Genomic DNA, 14796 nt, shown 5'->3' on the forward strand with positions numbered 1-14796 from the left:
CTCGGAGGAATCATGACCAGCGAGCCCCGCACCTTCCCGATCGCCGACGTCCTGAGCGTCACCACAGGCGTGCTGCTGTCGCACGACCACATTGAGGGCGTGTACCGGATCCTGAATTTCCTTACTGGCGACAGCCTGCTAACGCACCAGCTACCTGGCGCCGCGGAGGCGTGCAGGCCGCAGGTCATTGCGCAGCACCCGTGGCTTGCGGACATCCAGCCACCTGCCGGGCTTAATATGGCCGATCTGTTTTCGTGGCTGACAGCAGTCGAGTCCGAGCATCCGGAAGTTGCGCTCGTTCCGGTTGCCACCTGGGAGCGCCGCGATCCGATCAAAGAGGCCTGTGACCTCGTCGGCGCGAACAAGGTGATCGTATTGCCGGTCCTGCTGTCGGAGGGGCGGGAAGCGTGAATTACTCGGCGACCGCACGCCTGACCTGCCTCCTGAAAGAGTCCGCGAACAACCCGTCTATCCTGCCGCCCGGGGTTGGCCCCGACGTGCACACGGTCCTGGTCGAGAACGGCGAACTGCGCGACGCCCTGGCGGTCGCGGTAGAACTGCTCGACCGCCTCGCCGACAACGACGGCTGTGAGTACGACCACAATGACGACTGCCAGATGCACAACCTGCACCAGCGTCCGTGCCCACATCCGCTTGCACGGCAAATCGTTGCGGCATGGCGCAAGGTCGAGCTGGAACGCATCGAACGGGTATCCGCGCTTGACGATGACTTAGACGAGGTGGCGAACCCGTGCTAATCAACCTGACGCCGCATCCGATCCGGATCTACCCCTACGGCACGCCCGACCGGATTAGCCTCGGCGACATCGAACCCGAGATGGTCCTAGAGCCAGCAGAGCAGCCCGCGCGCATCGGCGAGAACTACCTGTTTACGCAGACGCTGCCGCACTGCCCCGTGCGAGTCGCGCACGTTGAGTTCCGGCACACCACCGGCCTGCCGCCGTGGGATGGCGACCCGCAGGACATCCGCACCTGGTACGTGGTGTCGCTGCCGTTGGCGCTGTCGCAGGCCGGCAAGCGCCCGGACCTGCTGGCGCCGCACCTGGAGGTCCGGGACCTGGACGGCACGGCCATCGGGTGCCGGGAGTTGGTGCTGCCGGTATGACTACGACCCTAACCCCGTATCAGGTCCTGGCGCTGCCGATGCCGGAGAACGATGCCGACGCGACCACGATCGGCGACTACCTGATCAAGCTGCTGGCAACGCTGTGGGACGAGAAGGAAGGCTTCGACGGCAAGAAGCCGTTCGGGAACTCCGACTGGGACGGCGACCTAGTAGTGGCGCTGATCCAGGCCGGCGCGATCGAGGGCGAACTCGACGAGGACAGGTGTATCGAGTTCTGCGACGACGATGCGGCTGAGGAGCTGATCGCAGCGGCGATTCAGGCGCTCGGGACCGGGCGGGATCCGCTGTGACCAGCGACAACCGCGCCCAGGCCGAGCAACTGATCAGGCCCATCGTCGGCAAGCCCAAATACCGCGGCGAGGTCTACCAGCCGGAAGACAAGAGCATCGCAAGGGCGCAGGTTCACGCGATCCTTGCGCTCGCCGCAGCGGTGGACCGTGTCGCAGATGCGTTGCTGAAGGCGGCGGGGCAGCAATGACTGACGCAGACGCCCTGGTCGCCCGCTACATCCTCGACGTGTGGCGCGCCGAGCATCCGGAGCATGCAGGCTGCGCGACGCTGCGGGTCACCAATCCTGACGCCAGCGACGGTGCCTACGGCTGCGACACCGGCTGCTCGTACTACCGCTTCACCGCCGAGGCCGGATGCGAGCACCAGGCCCCGGAGGAGTTCGAGTTCGGGGACTTCGGAGAGCTCGCCGACATCCTCGAAGACCTTCAGCGGGACTATGCCGACGGCACAACGCCGTGACAACGAGAGGGACCTGACGTGAGCGCGATCCCGGGCGACATCTTGAACGCCGCGTCGATGGCTGCGTTCCCGGGCCTGCCCGACGGAATGTCGCTGGACGAGGCGAACCGGCGGGTCGCGGCGGCGCTGGAGACAACGTGGCCGCTGATCGAGCAGTACTGGCGCCTGCGGATCGCCGGCGAGATCACGGCGGCAGGTAGCCCAGTGCGGCTCGAAGCAGGGTGGAAGGTCGTTGTCGACCCGGCTGATAGTCAGGTAGGACACTGATGGGCACAGTTGCGCTGTGCTGCTGGCGCTGCTGCTCCATGAACTCCGGCCCGGATGCCGTCGTTATCTGGCAGCTCACGCCCGACGACTACGCACTCGGCTACTGCGGTGGCTGCCTGGACCTAATGCTCGATGAGGTCGACCGCCGCGAGCTGCTGGAACCGTCGCGACTGGACTTCCTTATCGAGCCCGGCAAGCTGATGGCGGTGGCGTAGTTACCTGCGCTGCTATGGGAGCCACCGCTTGGATGTCTCCAGCAGCCGGTGCTGCAGCGACCCGACCGACTTCTGTTGGACGGCGACGCCAGCCTGAAGCCGCTTGAGATCGAACCGCGCCAACTCCAACCTGGCTTTGTTTGCCGCCAGCTCGGTAATGAGCCGTAGGTGTTCGCGACCGTACCCGCCGTACTCCAGCTCGATCAGGGCGGTGATCGCGACAGCAGCGCGTGGGTCACCGTTGGCGGCGGCGATCGCATCCTGCAAGAGATCAGTACGGCGCATGTCCTTGCGGTCGAAGAACCTGAAGGCCAGTGCCGCCGTGATGATAATCCCGAGTACGACGATCGCGGTGAGCCAAAGAGCCATGTGGCCACCGTACCTGCGTGTTCAATTGAGGACCGCGACGACGTTGTCCGGCGTCCGGCACCACAACGTGTGCGTCTCGTCGCGACCGACCGACAGCCCATACTCGTTGATCCCCGGCCGGTCCGCGGCTTCCCACCGCGCCCACGCGTCCTCGGCGAGGCTCCACACATCCTGCGGCCCGTGCTGCTCGACCGTGGCGTCCTTCCACGGCGCTCCTTGCGGGACGTAGGCAACCGCCCAACTCCCGTCGGGTAGCGACAGCCACATGCAGTCGTCGCCGTCCTCCACAAGCGGCCCCGTGACATTCAGGCCGGGAACTGCGATCCGCGAAGGCCATGCCTCCTTCGCGGCTACGACCGCCGGTAGGTTCCAATCCGTTACTGAGCAGCGCTTCTCATCCTCGGCTTGCTTCGCCGGCGCGGGCGGCCGGCTGGTGCGCGAGGCCATAAAATCCACCGGGAACCGCACCCTGCCCTCGGCTGTGCCGTCCTCGCCGACCCGCAGCTGCACATACAGGTCCAGGTCCGGCTGGCCGATCTTCAGTGGCGCACACACCAGCCCGCCCGGCCTTGTCTGCGCGATCCACGCGGCTGGGATCCGGCGCACCGAGTGTGTTGCGGACACGCGGTCAAACGGCGCCAGCGCGGGACGCCCGGATTCCCCGTCGCCGACGAAGGCGACCAGCGCCAAGCCGTCCCACACCCCCGAACTGTGCCAGTTCTCCACAGCGATACCGGCAAGCTCGGGATCGTACTCAACCGTCACCACTAGGCCTGCGGGCCCGACGCGGGCGGCCATCAGTGCCGCGGTCCAGCCGGTTCCGGTGCCGGACTCGAACACCCGCATCCCGTCGTCAAGATCGAGGGTGCCTAGCATGGCGGCGACCAGCATCGGCGCCGACAGCGAGCAGGTGGGCATGTTGTCGTCGCCGACCTGCGTGATGAACGGCTGGGTCACGGCGTGGACCGCCTCGTCCCAGTCCTGCTCGTTGTCTGCCCGATGCCGGGCGTCCCAGCCGTAGCCGTTCCATTCGAACCAGTCGTCGGGTGCGAAAGCAGACCGCGGGACGGCATCGAACACCTTGCGCCAAGCCGGGTCGGCAAGGGTGTCGTCTTCCCAGTAGGCCTCGGCGGCGATCCGTCCCGCGAAGTCGGTGTGCGTCTCGGGCACTAGCGCGGCTTCTTGTGCGTGCCGTTGCCGGGCTGCGTGACTGTGGTGGGGACGCCGTCGCCGGATGGCGCGGGGGCTGCGGGCGGGTTGTCCTTCGGCGGCTTCGGTGCGTGCTCGCCCATGGAATCCTCCAAGGCTGGGTGGCGTGTCCTTGGTGGACGTTAGTGCGGTATCAAGGTTCGGGGAAGAGCGACACGCAGGAGTTGGCAGGAACGTGCGGCGCCGGACCGAGCTCGGGGAAGCGGCGCTGCATCTCGCTCCAGGCCATGTCGAGGCCTTGGTCAAGTCCGTCGCGAACGCCGCAGAGATAGGCGCTGGCAGGCTGGTAGTCGCCGGAGCGCAGAACGTGAAGCGCGGCGCGTAGGCGACCGCCAAGGCCGAGTTGAAGAGGCATGCCGATGGTGTAGCGCAGCCGAGTCGCTTCTAAAAGTGCATGTCAGATCACACGGTTAGCTGACCTGGGATTAGCATCACCTGATCCTGGGCGGAGAATCCTCCGGGAGAGTGAACGTCGGCAAGTGTCAGCGCATGCAAAACCCCGGCGGCGCGGCCGGGGCTTGAGGGAGCACAATTAACGCCGGATCCCAATCTCCCACCTGCGAGTCCACGGCTGATACACCACGGTCCCGCCTGCGGTGAGGATCTCGTTGTGGCCGGTGATGATCTGGTTCAGGCCGGCCGCGTTGTTCAACTCGCTCAGCTCGTTTAGCACCTCAACCAGCATCTCCATCAGCGGCTGCGCCTTCGCCTGGAGCTTGGCGGACTGCTCCGGGGTCATCATCATCGGGGATCTCCCTCGCTGAGAACTAGTTCGGCCGCTCGGATCGCGAGCTTCTGCGTGTAGTCGATGTGGCCGACGGCGGAGTTCTCGATCAGCATGACTGCTGCCATGTCCACGGGCGACTTGGAGAACTTCGCAAGCTCGGCGTTGACCAGATCCAGAAGCTTCTCGCGCTCGAACACGACCCACTCCAGCTCGCCGGAGTCCGTAACACCACCTCGTAGATACCGCTCTTGCTGGACCTTGGAGATCTCGTCGGCGAACCGAGCGATAAGTGCCCGACGGTCCACGTTGTGGGTACACACCCGACTCCCCTTCCTTCTGCGAAGTAGGACTCCCGGTTCGAATACGACCGGGCCGCGCAGGTACAGGTCGTACACGGAGTTCTTCGGCGCCTTCATTGTCAGAGCGCCACGGCAAGTAAGAAACGGCGCCTCAAACGGCATGCCGTTCGGCCACGCACCGGTGCGATACTAGGCGCCAAACAGCTTGAAGAGCAGGTTCACTACGCCTTCCTATCGTTTGTCGGGACACGAGTCGAGCAGTTGGGTCTGGTCGTACACGGCGCACCCCGGCCCCCAACCGGGACGCGCCGTGAGCGGTCAGGCCGTGTCGACCTCGTCCCACAGGTCGTTGTACGCGTCCTCCGCAGAGACGCCCGCGCACCCGGCGGCGGTGCGCAACTTCGCGAGCATCGTGGCGATCATCCGGTCGGACATTTGGCCGGTAGCCTTCGCGACGTGGTACTCGCGGGCTAGCCGCGTTACGGTCTGCGCGTAGCTCGGATCGACGCGGGTGAGGAACTTGACGTTCTGCGGCCGGACATCGTCGCCGATCTGGATGTCGGCGACGAGGCTGCCGATTGCGTCCAGGTAGACCCGGACGACGGTGCCGGTAACGAGGTCCGGGCACTCGCTGATGGTCAACTTCACCTGGTCGCCGGCCTGGATGTTCTGCGGGTTCTCGACAGCCATCCTCGCCTCGAAGTCGAGAACCGTCTGGACCTGTTTGACGGTGAGGCCGGTGCGCGCCGCGATGTCGTCGGAGCACAGTCCGGGGTGCTTCTTCTCGCGCGTGCACTCGGGGTTGGCGCAGAGGGCCGCGGCTTCGGTGGTCTGAGGCATGTTGGCTTCCTTCAATCGGGTGGTGCGAGGTTGGTGGGTCAGGCGGCGATCAGGTTGCTGGTACGCGCGTAGCTGCGGGCAGCCTCGTTCAGGATCGGCATCTCGTTGGCGGTGTAGGCAAACGCGTCGAACAGGCGCAGTCCGCGACGGGCGAGACCGGTGCGGCGCGACTTGCAGCCGAACTTGGCCTGATAAGCCTTCGAGGCCTTCGTGCCGAATGCGGAGCCGAAGCGGTCAATAAACGCCTGGTCGGCACCGATGCCGGCGAGATAGGACGCGGCGGTGATCAGGGCGCCGTTGGTGCGGGCGATCAGCGCGTCCAAGACCGCATAGCGGCGGGCGACCGACATGTGCGTGCCGACGCGGGTCCGGGCGGCGTGGGTGCGCAGGACGCGGGCGGTGGTGGCGAGGCTGGCGTTCGTGGTGGTCATTGAGGACCCCCCTCGGATTGGACGGTTGGCGGTCAGTTGCAGTACGAGACGTCCTCGGTGTCGGCGCAGGTCTCGCAGATCTCGATCTCCGCGTTGTCGCGGTTGTCGATGCGGGTGAACAGTTCGGCGGTGGCGTGCCCGCACATCGGGCAGGTGTGGAACTCGTCGGCCTCGACCTCGGCGATAGCGGCGAACTTGGCCTGGATGACCAGCAGGGCCAGCGCGGAGGTGCGGTTCGCGGTCCGGATGTTGACCTGCTTGGCGATCGTGGTCATTTCGGGGTCCCCCTCGGATACCTTGCAACTGGTTTGCTTGCTAGGTAAGACGCTACTCGGGGGCGGTAACCTTGTCAACACTCCAGTTGTAAGGAATCATTAGGGGTGAAGCCGCCGCGCCAACCGCCAGCGAAGGGCCACGACATGCCAGAAGACCGCCGAACCATGGCCGACCTAGCCGACCTGCTTAAGGTGAAGACCGCCACCATCCGCCACTACCGCGCCGTGTCCGCGCCTGGAGGTCGCTACGCCGACCATCCGTTTCCCGAACCATCCGGGCACCTCGCCAACGTCCCGTACTGGCTTGCCAATCGTGACGATGAGATTCGGGCGTGGGCCGCAGGTAGGCCAGGCCAGGGCGTAGGCGGCGGTCGGCCGGCACAGTCCAAGGAGGAGAGCTAAGTTATGTCCGATTCGCAAATGACTGTCGCCGACGACGCCAGCACGTTCCCGCCGCAGGGCCGACTCATCCACGTGGCCCATGGGTTCCAGTGGAACAGCATCGCGGAGTTGCTCCAGCGGGCCGGCGTGACGCTGTTCGAAATTCCGCCCGGCCCGTCCGTACCCGACCAGGCCGGCGAAGACATCCCGACGTTCGGGCTCATGCTGAGGAGTGGTGAGTAAGTGGCCAACGAGATCCCTCCGGCACTGCTCGACAAGAAGCGCGAGTTCTACACCACCCAGCGGAAGCTCGAGGGCATGCGCGACGCCGACCCGGAAGAGTGGCGCGCCGTACAACAGCGACTAACCCAACTGGCAGTGGACCTCGACAACAACAAGGCGTTCGAAGGGCTGTCGCAGCTCGAGCGGTATGAACTGGACAAGGCGGCATCGAAGCAAGCGCGAGCCGAAATCGACTCCTGAACGGCCCGCCGTCGCCGCCCGACATAATCCCGTCGTGAACTTGGCGCCCGCACCAACCGCGGACATGGGCCCGTACTCGGTAGAGCTACGGGCCAGTAGCGTCTTCTACCTGCGTCGCAGCGCCACCGACGGCGAGATGGACGAGTCGCCCGAGTACGTAGACCAGCTGTTCATCGAACACGCCGAGGTCCCGATGCTGCGGGCGGCGCTGGCGCAGGTCCAGATGCACCCGCACTACGCGGAGGGTCGGTGGGAGACATCGCGGTTCTGGCTGACTACCGAGCCGCCGCACGGCTACACGCCGGAGCAGATCGAGGCTGCGAACGAGCCGTGGGAGATCACCCGCAACAGGGCCGCGGTGGTGATTGCCGGGCCGTTGTGGAACCCGCAGATGTGGCCCGACGGTCGGTTCCAGGTTGAGGTGGAGTACGCGAAGTTAAACAAGCTGGTGGAAGCGCTCGACGTGGTCTGAACTGGCGGCGCTACGCCGTCCGGGCGTCGCAACGAAGCGTGCGGCGGTCGGCAGCGCGACGTGCGACCGGTGCGGGCGGACGCTGGGACCATGGATCACGGATATCAACGTCTCGAATCTGACCGGTACCGCCTCCACTTCCTCATCCACGAGGGGAAGGTGGCGCGTTGTGGTGGTTTCAACAGTGATGATCTTGAGCAGGTGATTGAGCCTGCCGGGTCGCCGGACGTCAACGTGTGCCTGATGTGCGCTTTACGCGAAGCGGAGGAGGTCTTCGCGGACAGCAATCAAGGTCAGTAGCCGTCCGGTACCGGATTGACCGGAACGACCAACGCCGTGTCGTACACCACCCACGTCGATTGCTGCCAGTCGTTGTGCATGCCGCCGCCTGCGTGGTCAATGTGCGCAACCCACCAGCCGTCGTGGAGCAGGATCCAGGCGCGGAGTACCCCCACCTGCCAGGTGTCGCGGGTGCGGAAGTGCACCACCTTCCAGGCAACGACCCACTTGGCAACGTCGGTGTCGGCGGGCGCGTGGGGGAGTATCTCGAGGTTGGGCGGGTCGGCGGTCACGTTGACAACGGTATCGAAACTGTGTTCTATGCGCGCTTCACGGTGGTGCGTTAGCGACCGTGGCATGCCTATAGTCCATTCATAGGTGGACATAGGAGGCGTCATGCCGTCAGCCGTGTGGTCCGGGACGATCTCGTTCGGCTTGGTCAGCGTGCCCGTGCAGCTGTACTCCGTTACCGACAGCGCCGGACCCGAACTGCACCAGTACCACGCCGAGGACGGCGGCCGGATCCGGTACAAGCGGGTGTGCGAAGTCGACGGCCAAGAGCTGCAGCAGGACGACATTGCCCGCGGCTACCCCGTCGGCGACGACGAAGTGATCATCACCGACCGGGACCTCGACGGCTTGCCCGAGGTCGCGAAGAAGATCGTCGCCATCGATGCGATCGTCCGCGAAGACCAGATCGACCCGATCCAGTACCGGAAGGCCTATTACGTTGCGCCGGAGAAGGCGGGACTCCGCCCCTACGTACTGCTGCGCAATGCGCTTGCGAAGGCTGGACGCGCCGCGGTTGTTACCTTTGCGATGCGCGAGCGCGAGTCCCTAGCGCTGGTGCGGGCCCGCGACGACCTGCTGCTGCTCGAGACGCTGTTCTGGCCCGATGAAGTGCGTGAGATCCCCGTGGAGGCTCCGCCGGCCATCGACGACAAGACCGAGCTGAAAGCGGCCGTGGACCTGATCGAAGCCATGACCTCTGACTTCAAGCCCGAGCAGTACCACAACCTGTACCGCGAGGCGCTCCAAGAGGTCATCGAGGCCAAGGAAGCCGGGCGCGAGGTGACGCGCGTTGAGCAGCCGAAGGAAGACGCGGGTGCGAAGGTCACGGACCTGCTGTCGGCACTGCGGGCATCGGTGGAGCGGGCGAAGGAGACGCGCGGCGAGGGCGAGAAGCCGGCTGCGAAGAAGAGGGCGAAGAAGGCGGCCTGACATTCGCACCGAAGCGGCGGTTCATCACTCTGGAGAATGATGTCCGCGCCGCCTATGTATACCCCCCATAGCTCCGGGTATGACGGGTGTACATAGCTAGAGCTCGGACGCCCCCAACGAAAGGCACCGCGTGATCCCCGACGAACACCTTGAAGCCATTCAGCAAGACGCGCTCCTGGTCACCTACGCCGCCGGGGCAGTCCACGGCGCATCCATCCTGCTCGCATCAGCACGAGCCAAGGCCGTTGCAGCTCTCGTTGAAGCGTGCGACGGCAACCAGTCCGAAGCCGGACGTCGACTCGGCGTTGACCAAGCCGCCGTGAACCGCATGGTCCACAAGACGGGCACCTCGCTGGAAGGTGTCGATCTCAACGGACTCGCTGGTCGGCTCGCCGAGGCAGTCAGTCAGGGGGTAAGTGCCCTGGCGCGGCTGGAAACTGTCGGAGCCGAGTAGCTGCTGCGCGTCGATGCCCGGCCGACCGAATGGCGGCCGGGCATTGGTGTATCTGACGGAAGCGGTAACGCGGCCCGTCCGGCGTTGCTATGGTCGAGGCAGCACAACCCCACCTCGGTGGATACTCTCCGCGACGGCGGAGGTGGTTCTGATGTGTTGTTCGTTTCAACACTTGCTCTCCGTATCAACGGAGGTACCGCTGGCCCCGACCTCCGGGGTTATTGCGCTATCTAGAGGAGAGCCCATGTACGGCTACGTACCCGAGGATCTCGACAACCAGGTTCCCTCTGAGGGCTCGGACGACGCCTCGTGGCTTGACGACTCCAGCGAGCCCGTCAGCGCGGGCTTCGAGTGGGTAATCGAAGGTGGACCCGAGATCCTGACTGCGGGCCTGCCGCCGTGGACTGGTGAAACCTGGGGCAACGGAACTGATCGCTGGGCCCATCTCGAGGCGGGCTGGAATTCGAAGCCGGCCGCCAAGTAGCCGGGCGTCGCCGCGCCAAGCCGCCCACAAGTGCGACAATGGCTTGAGCGGCGCCCCGCAGTCCCAGCCGGGGCGCACATTCACATCCGGGATGGTGTACGGTGCGGTTCAGGCAGGTCAGAGACCGGCCGCACGAGGAGAAGCCAGTGCAGGGCGGGCCGGTGTCCGTCGGGAGCTTACTCATCGCCGTGACACTGAAGCCGATCAACGAACTCCCGCCCGGCGTGCACCTCGAAGGCGTCCTAACCGAGCTCGGCGGCGTCGTCGCCGAGACGGTCGGCAACTGGTACGACAAGCGCGGCCACGAGTTCTGCGTGTCCGTACCCGACATAGCCTGACCGGCGTACCCTCGACGTGCGGGCGCCGACGGCCCGCACGGGTTGATCCCACGCCCCGGCCGGCCCCAAGGTCACCCGGCCGGGGCGCCACGAGAACTCCCAACAGGGACGTCATATAGGGGAAGGGATTGATCGGCCCCCGCCCGCGGCGGCATGAGCCGGCCGGTTCTGGCAACCGCGAGCAGGCGCTCACGTCCCGCCCACCGATGAGGTCCCGGGCGTGTGCCGCGGATGGTGCCCGGGACCGCCCTTCCACTAGGCCTCCTGCAGCTCGCGGATCTTTGCCCTGTGGAACAACTCCAGTTCCGCCTCGCGCCGCCCGAACGGATCCTTCTCCACGAGTGCATCGTGCGTGCCGCGCACTACCCGGCCAGCCGCAATGTCAGCATCAAGTCGCTGTAGAGCTTCGTCAAGCGCAGACATCGCCTCTTCGGGGATGAACGCTACGACCTCGATGAACCACGAGTCCTCGACAGGTTGCCGTTCGGGCCACAGCCTCCAGGAGTAGGCCGTGACCGACACATATGGCCGCTCCGACACGACGTGCGCCTGGTCCACGTCCAGCGGCACGGACTCAAAGTGGACGCGCGTTTCAAACGGTGTCTTGTAGGCGACGACGTGAGAAACGGGCACGGTCGGGGTGCCTCGGCGCTTCATAGTCACCACCGTATTGAGGCCGTCAGTCCTGCGGTTCGAAACCATGGCGGCCGGCCGTGTCCGGCGTCGCGGGCTTCCAAGGCTCCCGCAAGACTGGCCAGTTCTGCGGTTTGACGCCTCCACCTCGACCGGGCAGGCCGACCGCCTCGCAATCCACGTCCGGGCGGATCGACTTAGCCTTGCGGCTCCTGGTCTGGACGTGGTGCTCTAGCGTACCGAAAAGCCCTGCCAGCCTGGGTGCCGTCGAAACAGCAGCGCGCCCCGGAGGCGGTATCCATCCTCCGAGGCGCTGTGTCTGTAATGACTTTGCAAGTCAGTGACGTCCGCCACTTGGCCACACCGATGGCGTTTAAGGACGCGGCTCACTCTTGACGGCGCCGTGCTCTGCCTATTGAGCTACGCCAGCACGTAGAGCCGGCGATGGGGGTCGAACCCATAACCTCGACGTTCTCGTCCGCGTCCGCTTGATCCGGCGATCGACGGCGATGCTGAGCATGGAGCGAGAATCTGAACTTCAGTGGTCTCGATGCGCCTCTACCAGTTGGGCTACAGCGGCCCGTATGCCGCCGGAAGGACTCGAACCTCCACCATCACCGAGCAACCCGTCAGCTTCAGTCTCAACTTCAGCTTGTGCTCGCCGCCGATCCTACCGTGCGCCGGCCAGCGTCACGCGAACAGGTACCCGAACACGTCCTCGCCAACGCGCCGGTCCGTCACCTCGTGGTTGTTGGCCTCCTCGCGGGCGAACTTCACCGCGTGCGCCAGCTTCTCCACCCGCGCAGCCAGTGCATTAACGCGCTCGGCCGGCAGCGCACCGGAGAACTTCGTCGTGGTCCAGGTGCCGACGGTCACGTCCTCGTAGTAGACCTCGACCTGCGCCGGGTGCTTCTCAGTGGCCTCGGCCTTCACATGGTTGCGCGGCACCTTCTTGGTGCGGTTGGTCCGCACCGGCTCCGTCTTCCACGAGTCGGTCGACGGGTCGTGAACCCAGGACTCGGCGGCATCCAGCACCGGCAACTTCTTCACGAACGTGTGCAGGTCCGTCAGCTGCTTCTCCAGGAACAGCAGGTACGACACCGGCACGCCGGCGATGAGAACCTGGCCGTCGACCATGACGTCGGCGCGGGCTTCGCAGTTCGCCCAGTCCTTCGTCGCGGTCACGTCGAACAGCCGCGTCATGTTCGCCGATGTGAAGCGCAGGATCTCCTCGGCGCCGATCTGCACGCGCGTCGACTCCGGCGGAAGCTGCTCGCCTTCCTCGTCCTTTGGCTGGTACGTCCGGGAGATGCCGGACAGCAGCGCCTGCTTCTGGACGTTGTGGTGCGCCTCGGTGATGTCCGCGTAGGAGCGGGACTTGACCGACTTCTCAACGGCGATGATCTGGTTGAGCTTGGCCACGACTGTGGGTCCCTTCAGGGGGGCTTGTGGGGATTGACGCAGCCTACGCCGAATGATGTTCGCTTGCTGGCGGCTTTACTCGAACGTTCCACGCCGCTTCAGCCACGTCCCGAACCACGCACCCGCACGGCCGGTACGTAATCTGGCACTCCTCAGACGGCCGGTCCCAGTTGATCTGATCGCCGCGGAACGCCGTTGCGAACTCGGCGTTCCAGCCGTTGGCCAGCCGCCTGCATGCCGGGCACCACCACGTCTGCCATGGCCGCCGCGACAACCACGCATTGAGCGGATGTAACAGCGGCGGCGGCAGGTAGTCCCCGGGCACGAACGGCACGCACGAACCGCCGTGGCCCCGCAGGAGCCCGCACTGCACGTAGTCGGTCCGGGGGCGGTTCCGTCGCAGCAGCCACTGAACAAACGACCGTCGGTGCCAAGGGAATGCAACACCCGGGCAGGTGGGCGTCTCGTTCAAGGCGGGAACTCCACGCCGTACAGGTCCGCCATCTCGGCCTCCGATGCCATCAGCAGCACCTGCCCGTCGTCCAGCCACGAGCACTCGATGACCGTGTACGCGATCCCGTAGCCGCCGTCGCGGACCGCATCCCGGACGCGCTCGTACATATCGGCGGCGCAGACGAGCCGCTTCTTGTTGCGTTCGATACCAGCAAGGAACTCGTTCAGGGCGGCAACCGTCAGTGCTGGCTGGCCATATAGCGAGTCGGTCACTGGCTGCGGTCTTCATACGCAAAAGTGAAACCCGGCGGCAGCAGATCCTCGGCCTGGAACAGCGCCGTTAGGTCGGTGGCCGAGGCCTCCATGCGTTTTGGAATCGCGTCACGGAACTCCGCAAGCCGCGCGTCATACTCGGCTCTCGCCGTCAGGTAGCCATCCCAGTTCCAGTCGGTAGTGTCGTAGTCAAGCCCATAGGCGGCAGCGATCTGGGCGCGGACCTGGCGGGTGAGGTCGTCAGGTGGTTCGGTCATGGTTGACCTCCGTAGAAGCCGTCCAGCTGAAGGTTAAGCTCCGCCAGGTCGGGATGGATGGCGATGTTGATGCGATCAGCCAGGCTCTCCTCGCCGACGATGCGCAGAATCTTCGAGCCGGTCTCGATCGACATCGGAAGCGTAACCTCGAACTCGCTGAGCAGCGGGAGGTGCGGCAGGTGCGGCGCCGGGTCGCGCTCCCACTCAATACTGATGTCCGTCACGGGGATCGGCTTGCCGTCGCCAAACTGGATGAAGCCGTCGATCATGTCAGCTCCTGCACTGCAAGGCCAGCAAACGGCGGGCACCGCCACGGAACACCGCAGTGCATGCAGCCAACGAAGCCGCGGTCGTCGAGGATCTGCGGGTAGTGGATGTTCAGGACGGCGTAGGTGCCCATCGGATCCGGCAGCCCCGAAGCATCCATCATCCGCTCCCAGTCGTCGAACGCAGCATCATAAGTGGCCTGGAACGGCGCATATCGTGCGCGCGTCACCGCAAGAGCAGAGTCAACGATGTTCTCGGCAAGGAGACGCTCAAGCCTCTCCGCATCGAAGGTGCTGGCGGCGAGGATCGGGTTGTGCTCCTCGCTCACGTCCTCACCTCGCATCGATGCCCGTCGGCCCACGCCACGTAGTCGGCAAGGTTAACGTTGGTCGGGGCCGTGAAGGCGTAGCAGTCGAGACAGGCCATGATGTCGGAGTCGTAGTACATCTCGAAGCGGCCGTAGTCGGTGCGGTCTGGCGCAAGGATCTGCAGGGGCTTTCCCTTGTCCTGCTCTACGATCTCGCGCCAGCGTTCGGCGAGCTTCTGGTAGCCGGCCTCGTTAAGCGGCCCGTCGAACTGTACGACGACGGTAGGCCGTTCGTCTCGCTCGCGGATGAGCGCGTCAACTTCGTTGAGCAGGTCGTTGCACATCACCCGTTCCATGCTGGTGACGAGCCCGAGGGTCGGATGCGCCCAGTTGACCTCGTGGATGCTGCGGATCTCGGCGAGACGCTCCGGCGTAGGGCGATCGTTCACGCTTCCTCCAGGCTCGGCATCACAACAGCCACAGCCCTCTCCAGTGGCCACCCTTCCTCGGCGCCGCCCAACTGCGCGGTGACTTCGATGGCGG

General features: G+C 65.3%; 33 protein-coding genes. 16 read left to right on the forward strand and 17 right to left on the reverse strand.

Going from position 1 to position 14796, the window contains the following annotated elements:
- Nucleotides 1-12 precede the first annotated feature (12 nt).
- Genes CACI_RS14575 through CACI_RS14610 form a run of 8 tightly spaced genes read left to right on the forward strand, consistent with a single transcriptional unit; the run spans nt 13 to nt 2379 of the window.
- Nucleotides 13-411 carry a DUF7736 domain-containing protein gene (locus tag CACI_RS14575; RefSeq protein WP_012787133.1) on the forward strand — a complete coding sequence of 133 codons (399 nt, stop codon included), beginning with the start codon at nt 13-15 and terminating at the stop codon, nt 409-411.
- Nucleotides 408-758: a hypothetical protein gene (locus CACI_RS14580; RefSeq protein WP_012787134.1), complete on the forward strand. Its 351-nt coding sequence runs from the start codon at nt 408-410 to the stop codon at nt 756-758. Before CACI_RS14575 ends, CACI_RS14580 begins: the two co-directional genes overlap by 4 nt.
- A complete protein-coding gene (locus tag CACI_RS14585; RefSeq protein ID WP_012787135.1) occupies nt 752-1126 on the forward strand; it encodes a hypothetical protein in 375 nt (124 codons plus the stop codon). The genes CACI_RS14580 and CACI_RS14585 overlap by 7 nt, the downstream gene beginning before the upstream one ends.
- Nucleotides 1123-1437 (forward strand): hypothetical protein, encoded by a 315-nt coding sequence (locus tag CACI_RS14590; RefSeq protein WP_012787136.1) that lies wholly within the window; start codon nt 1123-1125, stop codon nt 1435-1437. The genes CACI_RS14585 and CACI_RS14590 overlap by 4 nt, the downstream gene beginning before the upstream one ends.
- Nucleotides 1434-1625: a hypothetical protein gene (locus tag CACI_RS14595; RefSeq protein ID WP_012787137.1), complete on the forward strand. Its 192-nt coding sequence runs from the start codon at nt 1434-1436 to the stop codon at nt 1623-1625. The genes CACI_RS14590 and CACI_RS14595 overlap by 4 nt, the downstream gene beginning before the upstream one ends.
- Nucleotides 1622-1897 carry a hypothetical protein gene (locus CACI_RS14600; RefSeq protein ID WP_012787138.1) on the forward strand — a complete coding sequence of 92 codons (276 nt, stop codon included), beginning with the start codon at nt 1622-1624 and terminating at the stop codon, nt 1895-1897. The genes CACI_RS14595 and CACI_RS14600 overlap by 4 nt, the downstream gene beginning before the upstream one ends.
- Nucleotides 1898-1915: 18 nt before the next feature.
- Nucleotides 1916-2164, forward strand: coding sequence for a hypothetical protein (locus tag CACI_RS14605; RefSeq protein WP_012787139.1), 249 nt, complete (start codon nt 1916-1918; stop codon nt 2162-2164).
- Nucleotides 2164-2379 carry a hypothetical protein gene (locus tag CACI_RS14610; RefSeq protein ID WP_012787140.1) on the forward strand — a complete coding sequence of 72 codons (216 nt, stop codon included), beginning with the start codon at nt 2164-2166 and terminating at the stop codon, nt 2377-2379. The genes CACI_RS14605 and CACI_RS14610 overlap by 1 nt, the downstream gene beginning before the upstream one ends.
- 12 nt (nt 2380-2391) lie before the next feature.
- Here the strand turns inward: CACI_RS14610 and CACI_RS14615 are convergent, their stop codons facing one another.
- From CACI_RS14615 to CACI_RS14645, 9 genes are all read right to left on the reverse strand, one after another.
- Complete coding sequence (locus CACI_RS14615) at nt 2392-2748, reverse strand: hypothetical protein (protein WP_012787141.1); 357 nt, start codon at nt 2746-2748, stop codon at nt 2392-2394.
- Between the two features lie 21 nt (nt 2749-2769).
- Nucleotides 2770-3918 carry a methyltransferase domain-containing protein gene (locus tag CACI_RS14620; RefSeq protein WP_012787142.1) on the reverse strand — a complete coding sequence of 383 codons (1149 nt, stop codon included), beginning with the start codon at nt 3916-3918 and terminating at the stop codon, nt 2770-2772.
- Nucleotides 3918-4040 (reverse strand): hypothetical protein, encoded by a 123-nt coding sequence (locus tag CACI_RS53505; protein ID WP_012787143.1) that lies wholly within the window; start codon nt 4038-4040, stop codon nt 3918-3920. The genes CACI_RS14620 and CACI_RS53505 overlap by 1 nt, the downstream gene beginning before the upstream one ends.
- Before the next feature lie 50 nt (nt 4041-4090).
- Nucleotides 4091-4312 (reverse strand): hypothetical protein, encoded by a 222-nt coding sequence (locus CACI_RS49795; RefSeq protein ID WP_143765245.1) that lies wholly within the window; start codon nt 4310-4312, stop codon nt 4091-4093.
- A gap of 177 nt (nt 4313-4489) precedes the next feature.
- The gene (locus tag CACI_RS14625; protein WP_012787144.1) at nt 4490-4702 is read right to left on the reverse strand and encodes a hypothetical protein; all 213 of its coding nucleotides are present in this window, start codon (nt 4700-4702) and stop codon (nt 4490-4492) included.
- On the reverse strand, nt 4699-5079 hold the full coding sequence (locus tag CACI_RS14630; protein ID WP_143765246.1) for a hypothetical protein: 381 nt from the start codon (nt 5077-5079) through the stop codon (nt 4699-4701). The genes CACI_RS14625 and CACI_RS14630 overlap by 4 nt, the downstream gene beginning before the upstream one ends.
- Nucleotides 5080-5301: 222 nt before the next feature.
- Nucleotides 5302-5823: a hypothetical protein gene (locus tag CACI_RS14635; RefSeq protein ID WP_012787146.1), complete on the reverse strand. Its 522-nt coding sequence runs from the start codon at nt 5821-5823 to the stop codon at nt 5302-5304.
- A gap of 38 nt (nt 5824-5861) precedes the next feature.
- Nucleotides 5862-6254, reverse strand: coding sequence for a hypothetical protein (locus CACI_RS14640; RefSeq protein ID WP_012787147.1), 393 nt, complete (start codon nt 6252-6254; stop codon nt 5862-5864).
- A gap of 32 nt (nt 6255-6286) precedes the next feature.
- Nucleotides 6287-6529, reverse strand: coding sequence for a hypothetical protein (locus CACI_RS14645; RefSeq protein ID WP_012787148.1), 243 nt, complete (start codon nt 6527-6529; stop codon nt 6287-6289).
- 405 nt (nt 6530-6934) lie between these two features.
- On the opposite strand from CACI_RS14645, the gene CACI_RS14650 reads away from it, so the two are divergent.
- From CACI_RS14650 to CACI_RS14665, 4 genes are all read left to right on the forward strand, one after another.
- Nucleotides 6935-7153, forward strand: coding sequence for a hypothetical protein (locus CACI_RS14650; RefSeq protein WP_012787149.1), 219 nt, complete (start codon nt 6935-6937; stop codon nt 7151-7153).
- Complete coding sequence (locus CACI_RS14655) at nt 7154-7393, forward strand: hypothetical protein (protein WP_012787150.1); 240 nt, start codon at nt 7154-7156, stop codon at nt 7391-7393.
- Between the two features lie 34 nt (nt 7394-7427).
- A complete protein-coding gene (locus tag CACI_RS14660; protein WP_143765247.1) occupies nt 7428-7865 on the forward strand; it encodes a hypothetical protein in 438 nt (145 codons plus the stop codon).
- A gap of 90 nt (nt 7866-7955) precedes the next feature.
- Nucleotides 7956-8165, forward strand: a complete 210-nt coding sequence (locus CACI_RS14665; protein WP_012787152.1) for a hypothetical protein — start codon at nt 7956-7958, stop codon at nt 8163-8165.
- Here CACI_RS14665 and CACI_RS14670 read toward each other — a convergent pair.
- Nucleotides 8159-8437, reverse strand: a complete 279-nt coding sequence (locus CACI_RS14670) for a hypothetical protein (protein WP_041540246.1) — start codon at nt 8435-8437, stop codon at nt 8159-8161. The genes CACI_RS14665 and CACI_RS14670 overlap by 7 nt on opposite strands.
- Nucleotides 8438-8540: 103 nt before the next feature.
- On the opposite strand from CACI_RS14670, the gene ku reads away from it, so the two are divergent.
- From ku to CACI_RS51160, 4 genes are all read left to right on the forward strand, one after another.
- Complete coding sequence (gene ku / locus CACI_RS14675) at nt 8541-9365, forward strand: non-homologous end joining protein Ku (RefSeq protein WP_012787154.1); 825 nt, start codon at nt 8541-8543, stop codon at nt 9363-9365.
- A 130-nt stretch (nt 9366-9495) separates the two neighbouring features.
- Nucleotides 9496-9819: a hypothetical protein gene (locus CACI_RS14680; RefSeq protein ID WP_041540247.1), complete on the forward strand. Its 324-nt coding sequence runs from the start codon at nt 9496-9498 to the stop codon at nt 9817-9819.
- 244 nt (nt 9820-10063) lie between these two features.
- Nucleotides 10064-10303 (forward strand): hypothetical protein, encoded by a 240-nt coding sequence (locus CACI_RS14685; protein WP_012787155.1) that lies wholly within the window; start codon nt 10064-10066, stop codon nt 10301-10303.
- Nucleotides 10304-10491: 188 nt separating this feature from the next.
- Nucleotides 10492-10641: a hypothetical protein gene (locus tag CACI_RS51160; RefSeq protein ID WP_190276761.1), complete on the forward strand. Its 150-nt coding sequence runs from the start codon at nt 10492-10494 to the stop codon at nt 10639-10641.
- Nucleotides 10642-10896: 255 nt separating this feature from the next.
- Here CACI_RS51160 and CACI_RS14695 read toward each other — a convergent pair whose 3' ends face one another.
- The 7 genes from CACI_RS14695 to CACI_RS14725 form a co-directional block, all read right to left on the reverse strand.
- On the reverse strand, nt 10897-11298 hold the full coding sequence (locus CACI_RS14695; RefSeq protein ID WP_143765248.1) for a hypothetical protein: 402 nt from the start codon (nt 11296-11298) through the stop codon (nt 10897-10899).
- A 666-nt stretch (nt 11299-11964) separates the two neighbouring features.
- Nucleotides 11965-12696 (reverse strand): DUF7873 family protein, encoded by a 732-nt coding sequence (locus CACI_RS14700; RefSeq protein ID WP_012787158.1) that lies wholly within the window; start codon nt 12694-12696, stop codon nt 11965-11967.
- 468 nt (nt 12697-13164) lie between these two features.
- Complete coding sequence (locus CACI_RS14705; RefSeq protein ID WP_012787159.1) at nt 13165-13422, reverse strand: hypothetical protein; 258 nt, start codon at nt 13420-13422, stop codon at nt 13165-13167.
- Nucleotides 13419-13679 (reverse strand): hypothetical protein, encoded by a 261-nt coding sequence (locus CACI_RS14710; protein ID WP_012787160.1) that lies wholly within the window; start codon nt 13677-13679, stop codon nt 13419-13421. The genes CACI_RS14705 and CACI_RS14710 overlap by 4 nt, the downstream gene beginning before the upstream one ends.
- Nucleotides 13676-13948, reverse strand: a complete 273-nt coding sequence (locus tag CACI_RS14715; RefSeq protein ID WP_012787161.1) for a hypothetical protein — start codon at nt 13946-13948, stop codon at nt 13676-13678. The genes CACI_RS14710 and CACI_RS14715 overlap by 4 nt, the downstream gene beginning before the upstream one ends.
- Entirely contained in the window at nt 13945-14274 is a 330-nt protein-coding gene (locus CACI_RS14720) for a hypothetical protein (RefSeq protein ID WP_012787162.1), read from the reverse strand. Before CACI_RS14720 ends, CACI_RS14715 begins: the two co-directional genes overlap by 4 nt.
- A complete protein-coding gene (locus tag CACI_RS14725; protein ID WP_012787163.1) occupies nt 14271-14702 on the reverse strand; it encodes a hypothetical protein in 432 nt (143 codons plus the stop codon). The genes CACI_RS14720 and CACI_RS14725 overlap by 4 nt, the downstream gene beginning before the upstream one ends.
- Between the last annotated feature and the right edge of the window lie 94 nt (nt 14703-14796).

The organism is Catenulispora acidiphila DSM 44928, assembly GCF_000024025.1.
In the GTDB taxonomy this organism is placed as follows: Bacteria; Actinomycetota; Actinomycetes; order Streptomycetales; family Catenulisporaceae; genus Catenulispora; species Catenulispora acidiphila.

Coding starts and splice junctions, on each gene's coding strand:
- CACI_RS14575 (WP_012787133.1), top strand. CDS start 13: ATGACCAGCGAGCCCCGCACCTTCCCGATCGCCGACGTCCTGAGCGTC.
- CACI_RS14590 (WP_012787136.1), top strand. CDS start 1,123: ATGACTACGACCCTAACCCCGTATCAGGTCCTGGCGCTGCCGATGCCG.
- CACI_RS14600 (WP_012787138.1), top strand. CDS start 1,622: ATGACTGACGCAGACGCCCTGGTCGCCCGCTACATCCTCGACGTGTGG.
- CACI_RS14610 (WP_012787140.1), top strand. CDS start 2,164: ATGGGCACAGTTGCGCTGTGCTGCTGGCGCTGCTGCTCCATGAACTCC.
- CACI_RS14615 (WP_012787141.1), bottom strand. CDS start 2,748: ATGGCTCTTTGGCTCACCGCGATCGTCGTACTCGGGATTATCATCACG.
- CACI_RS53505 (WP_012787143.1), bottom strand. CDS start 4,040: ATGGGCGAGCACGCACCGAAGCCGCCGAAGGACAACCCGCCCGCAGCC.
- CACI_RS49795 (WP_143765245.1), bottom strand. CDS start 4,312: ATGCCTCTTCAACTCGGCCTTGGCGGTCGCCTACGCGCCGCGCTTCAC.
- CACI_RS14625 (WP_012787144.1), bottom strand. CDS start 4,702: ATGATGATGACCCCGGAGCAGTCCGCCAAGCTCCAGGCGAAGGCGCAG.
- CACI_RS14635 (WP_012787146.1), bottom strand. CDS start 5,823: ATGCCTCAGACCACCGAAGCCGCGGCCCTCTGCGCCAACCCCGAGTGC.
- CACI_RS14640 (WP_012787147.1), bottom strand. CDS start 6,254: ATGACCACCACGAACGCCAGCCTCGCCACCACCGCCCGCGTCCTGCGC.
- CACI_RS14645 (WP_012787148.1), bottom strand. CDS start 6,529: ATGACCACGATCGCCAAGCAGGTCAACATCCGGACCGCGAACCGCACC.
- CACI_RS14650 (WP_012787149.1), top strand. CDS start 6,935: ATGTCCGATTCGCAAATGACTGTCGCCGACGACGCCAGCACGTTCCCG.
- CACI_RS14665 (WP_012787152.1), top strand. CDS start 7,956: ATGGATCACGGATATCAACGTCTCGAATCTGACCGGTACCGCCTCCAC.
- ku (WP_012787154.1), top strand. CDS start 8,541: ATGCCGTCAGCCGTGTGGTCCGGGACGATCTCGTTCGGCTTGGTCAGC.
- CACI_RS14685 (WP_012787155.1), top strand. CDS start 10,064: ATGTACGGCTACGTACCCGAGGATCTCGACAACCAGGTTCCCTCTGAG.
- CACI_RS14695 (WP_143765248.1), bottom strand. CDS start 11,298: ATGAAGCGCCGAGGCACCCCGACCGTGCCCGTTTCTCACGTCGTCGCC.
- CACI_RS14710 (WP_012787160.1), bottom strand. CDS start 13,679: ATGACCGAACCACCTGACGACCTCACCCGCCAGGTCCGCGCCCAGATC.
- CACI_RS14715 (WP_012787161.1), bottom strand. CDS start 13,948: ATGATCGACGGCTTCATCCAGTTTGGCGACGGCAAGCCGATCCCCGTG.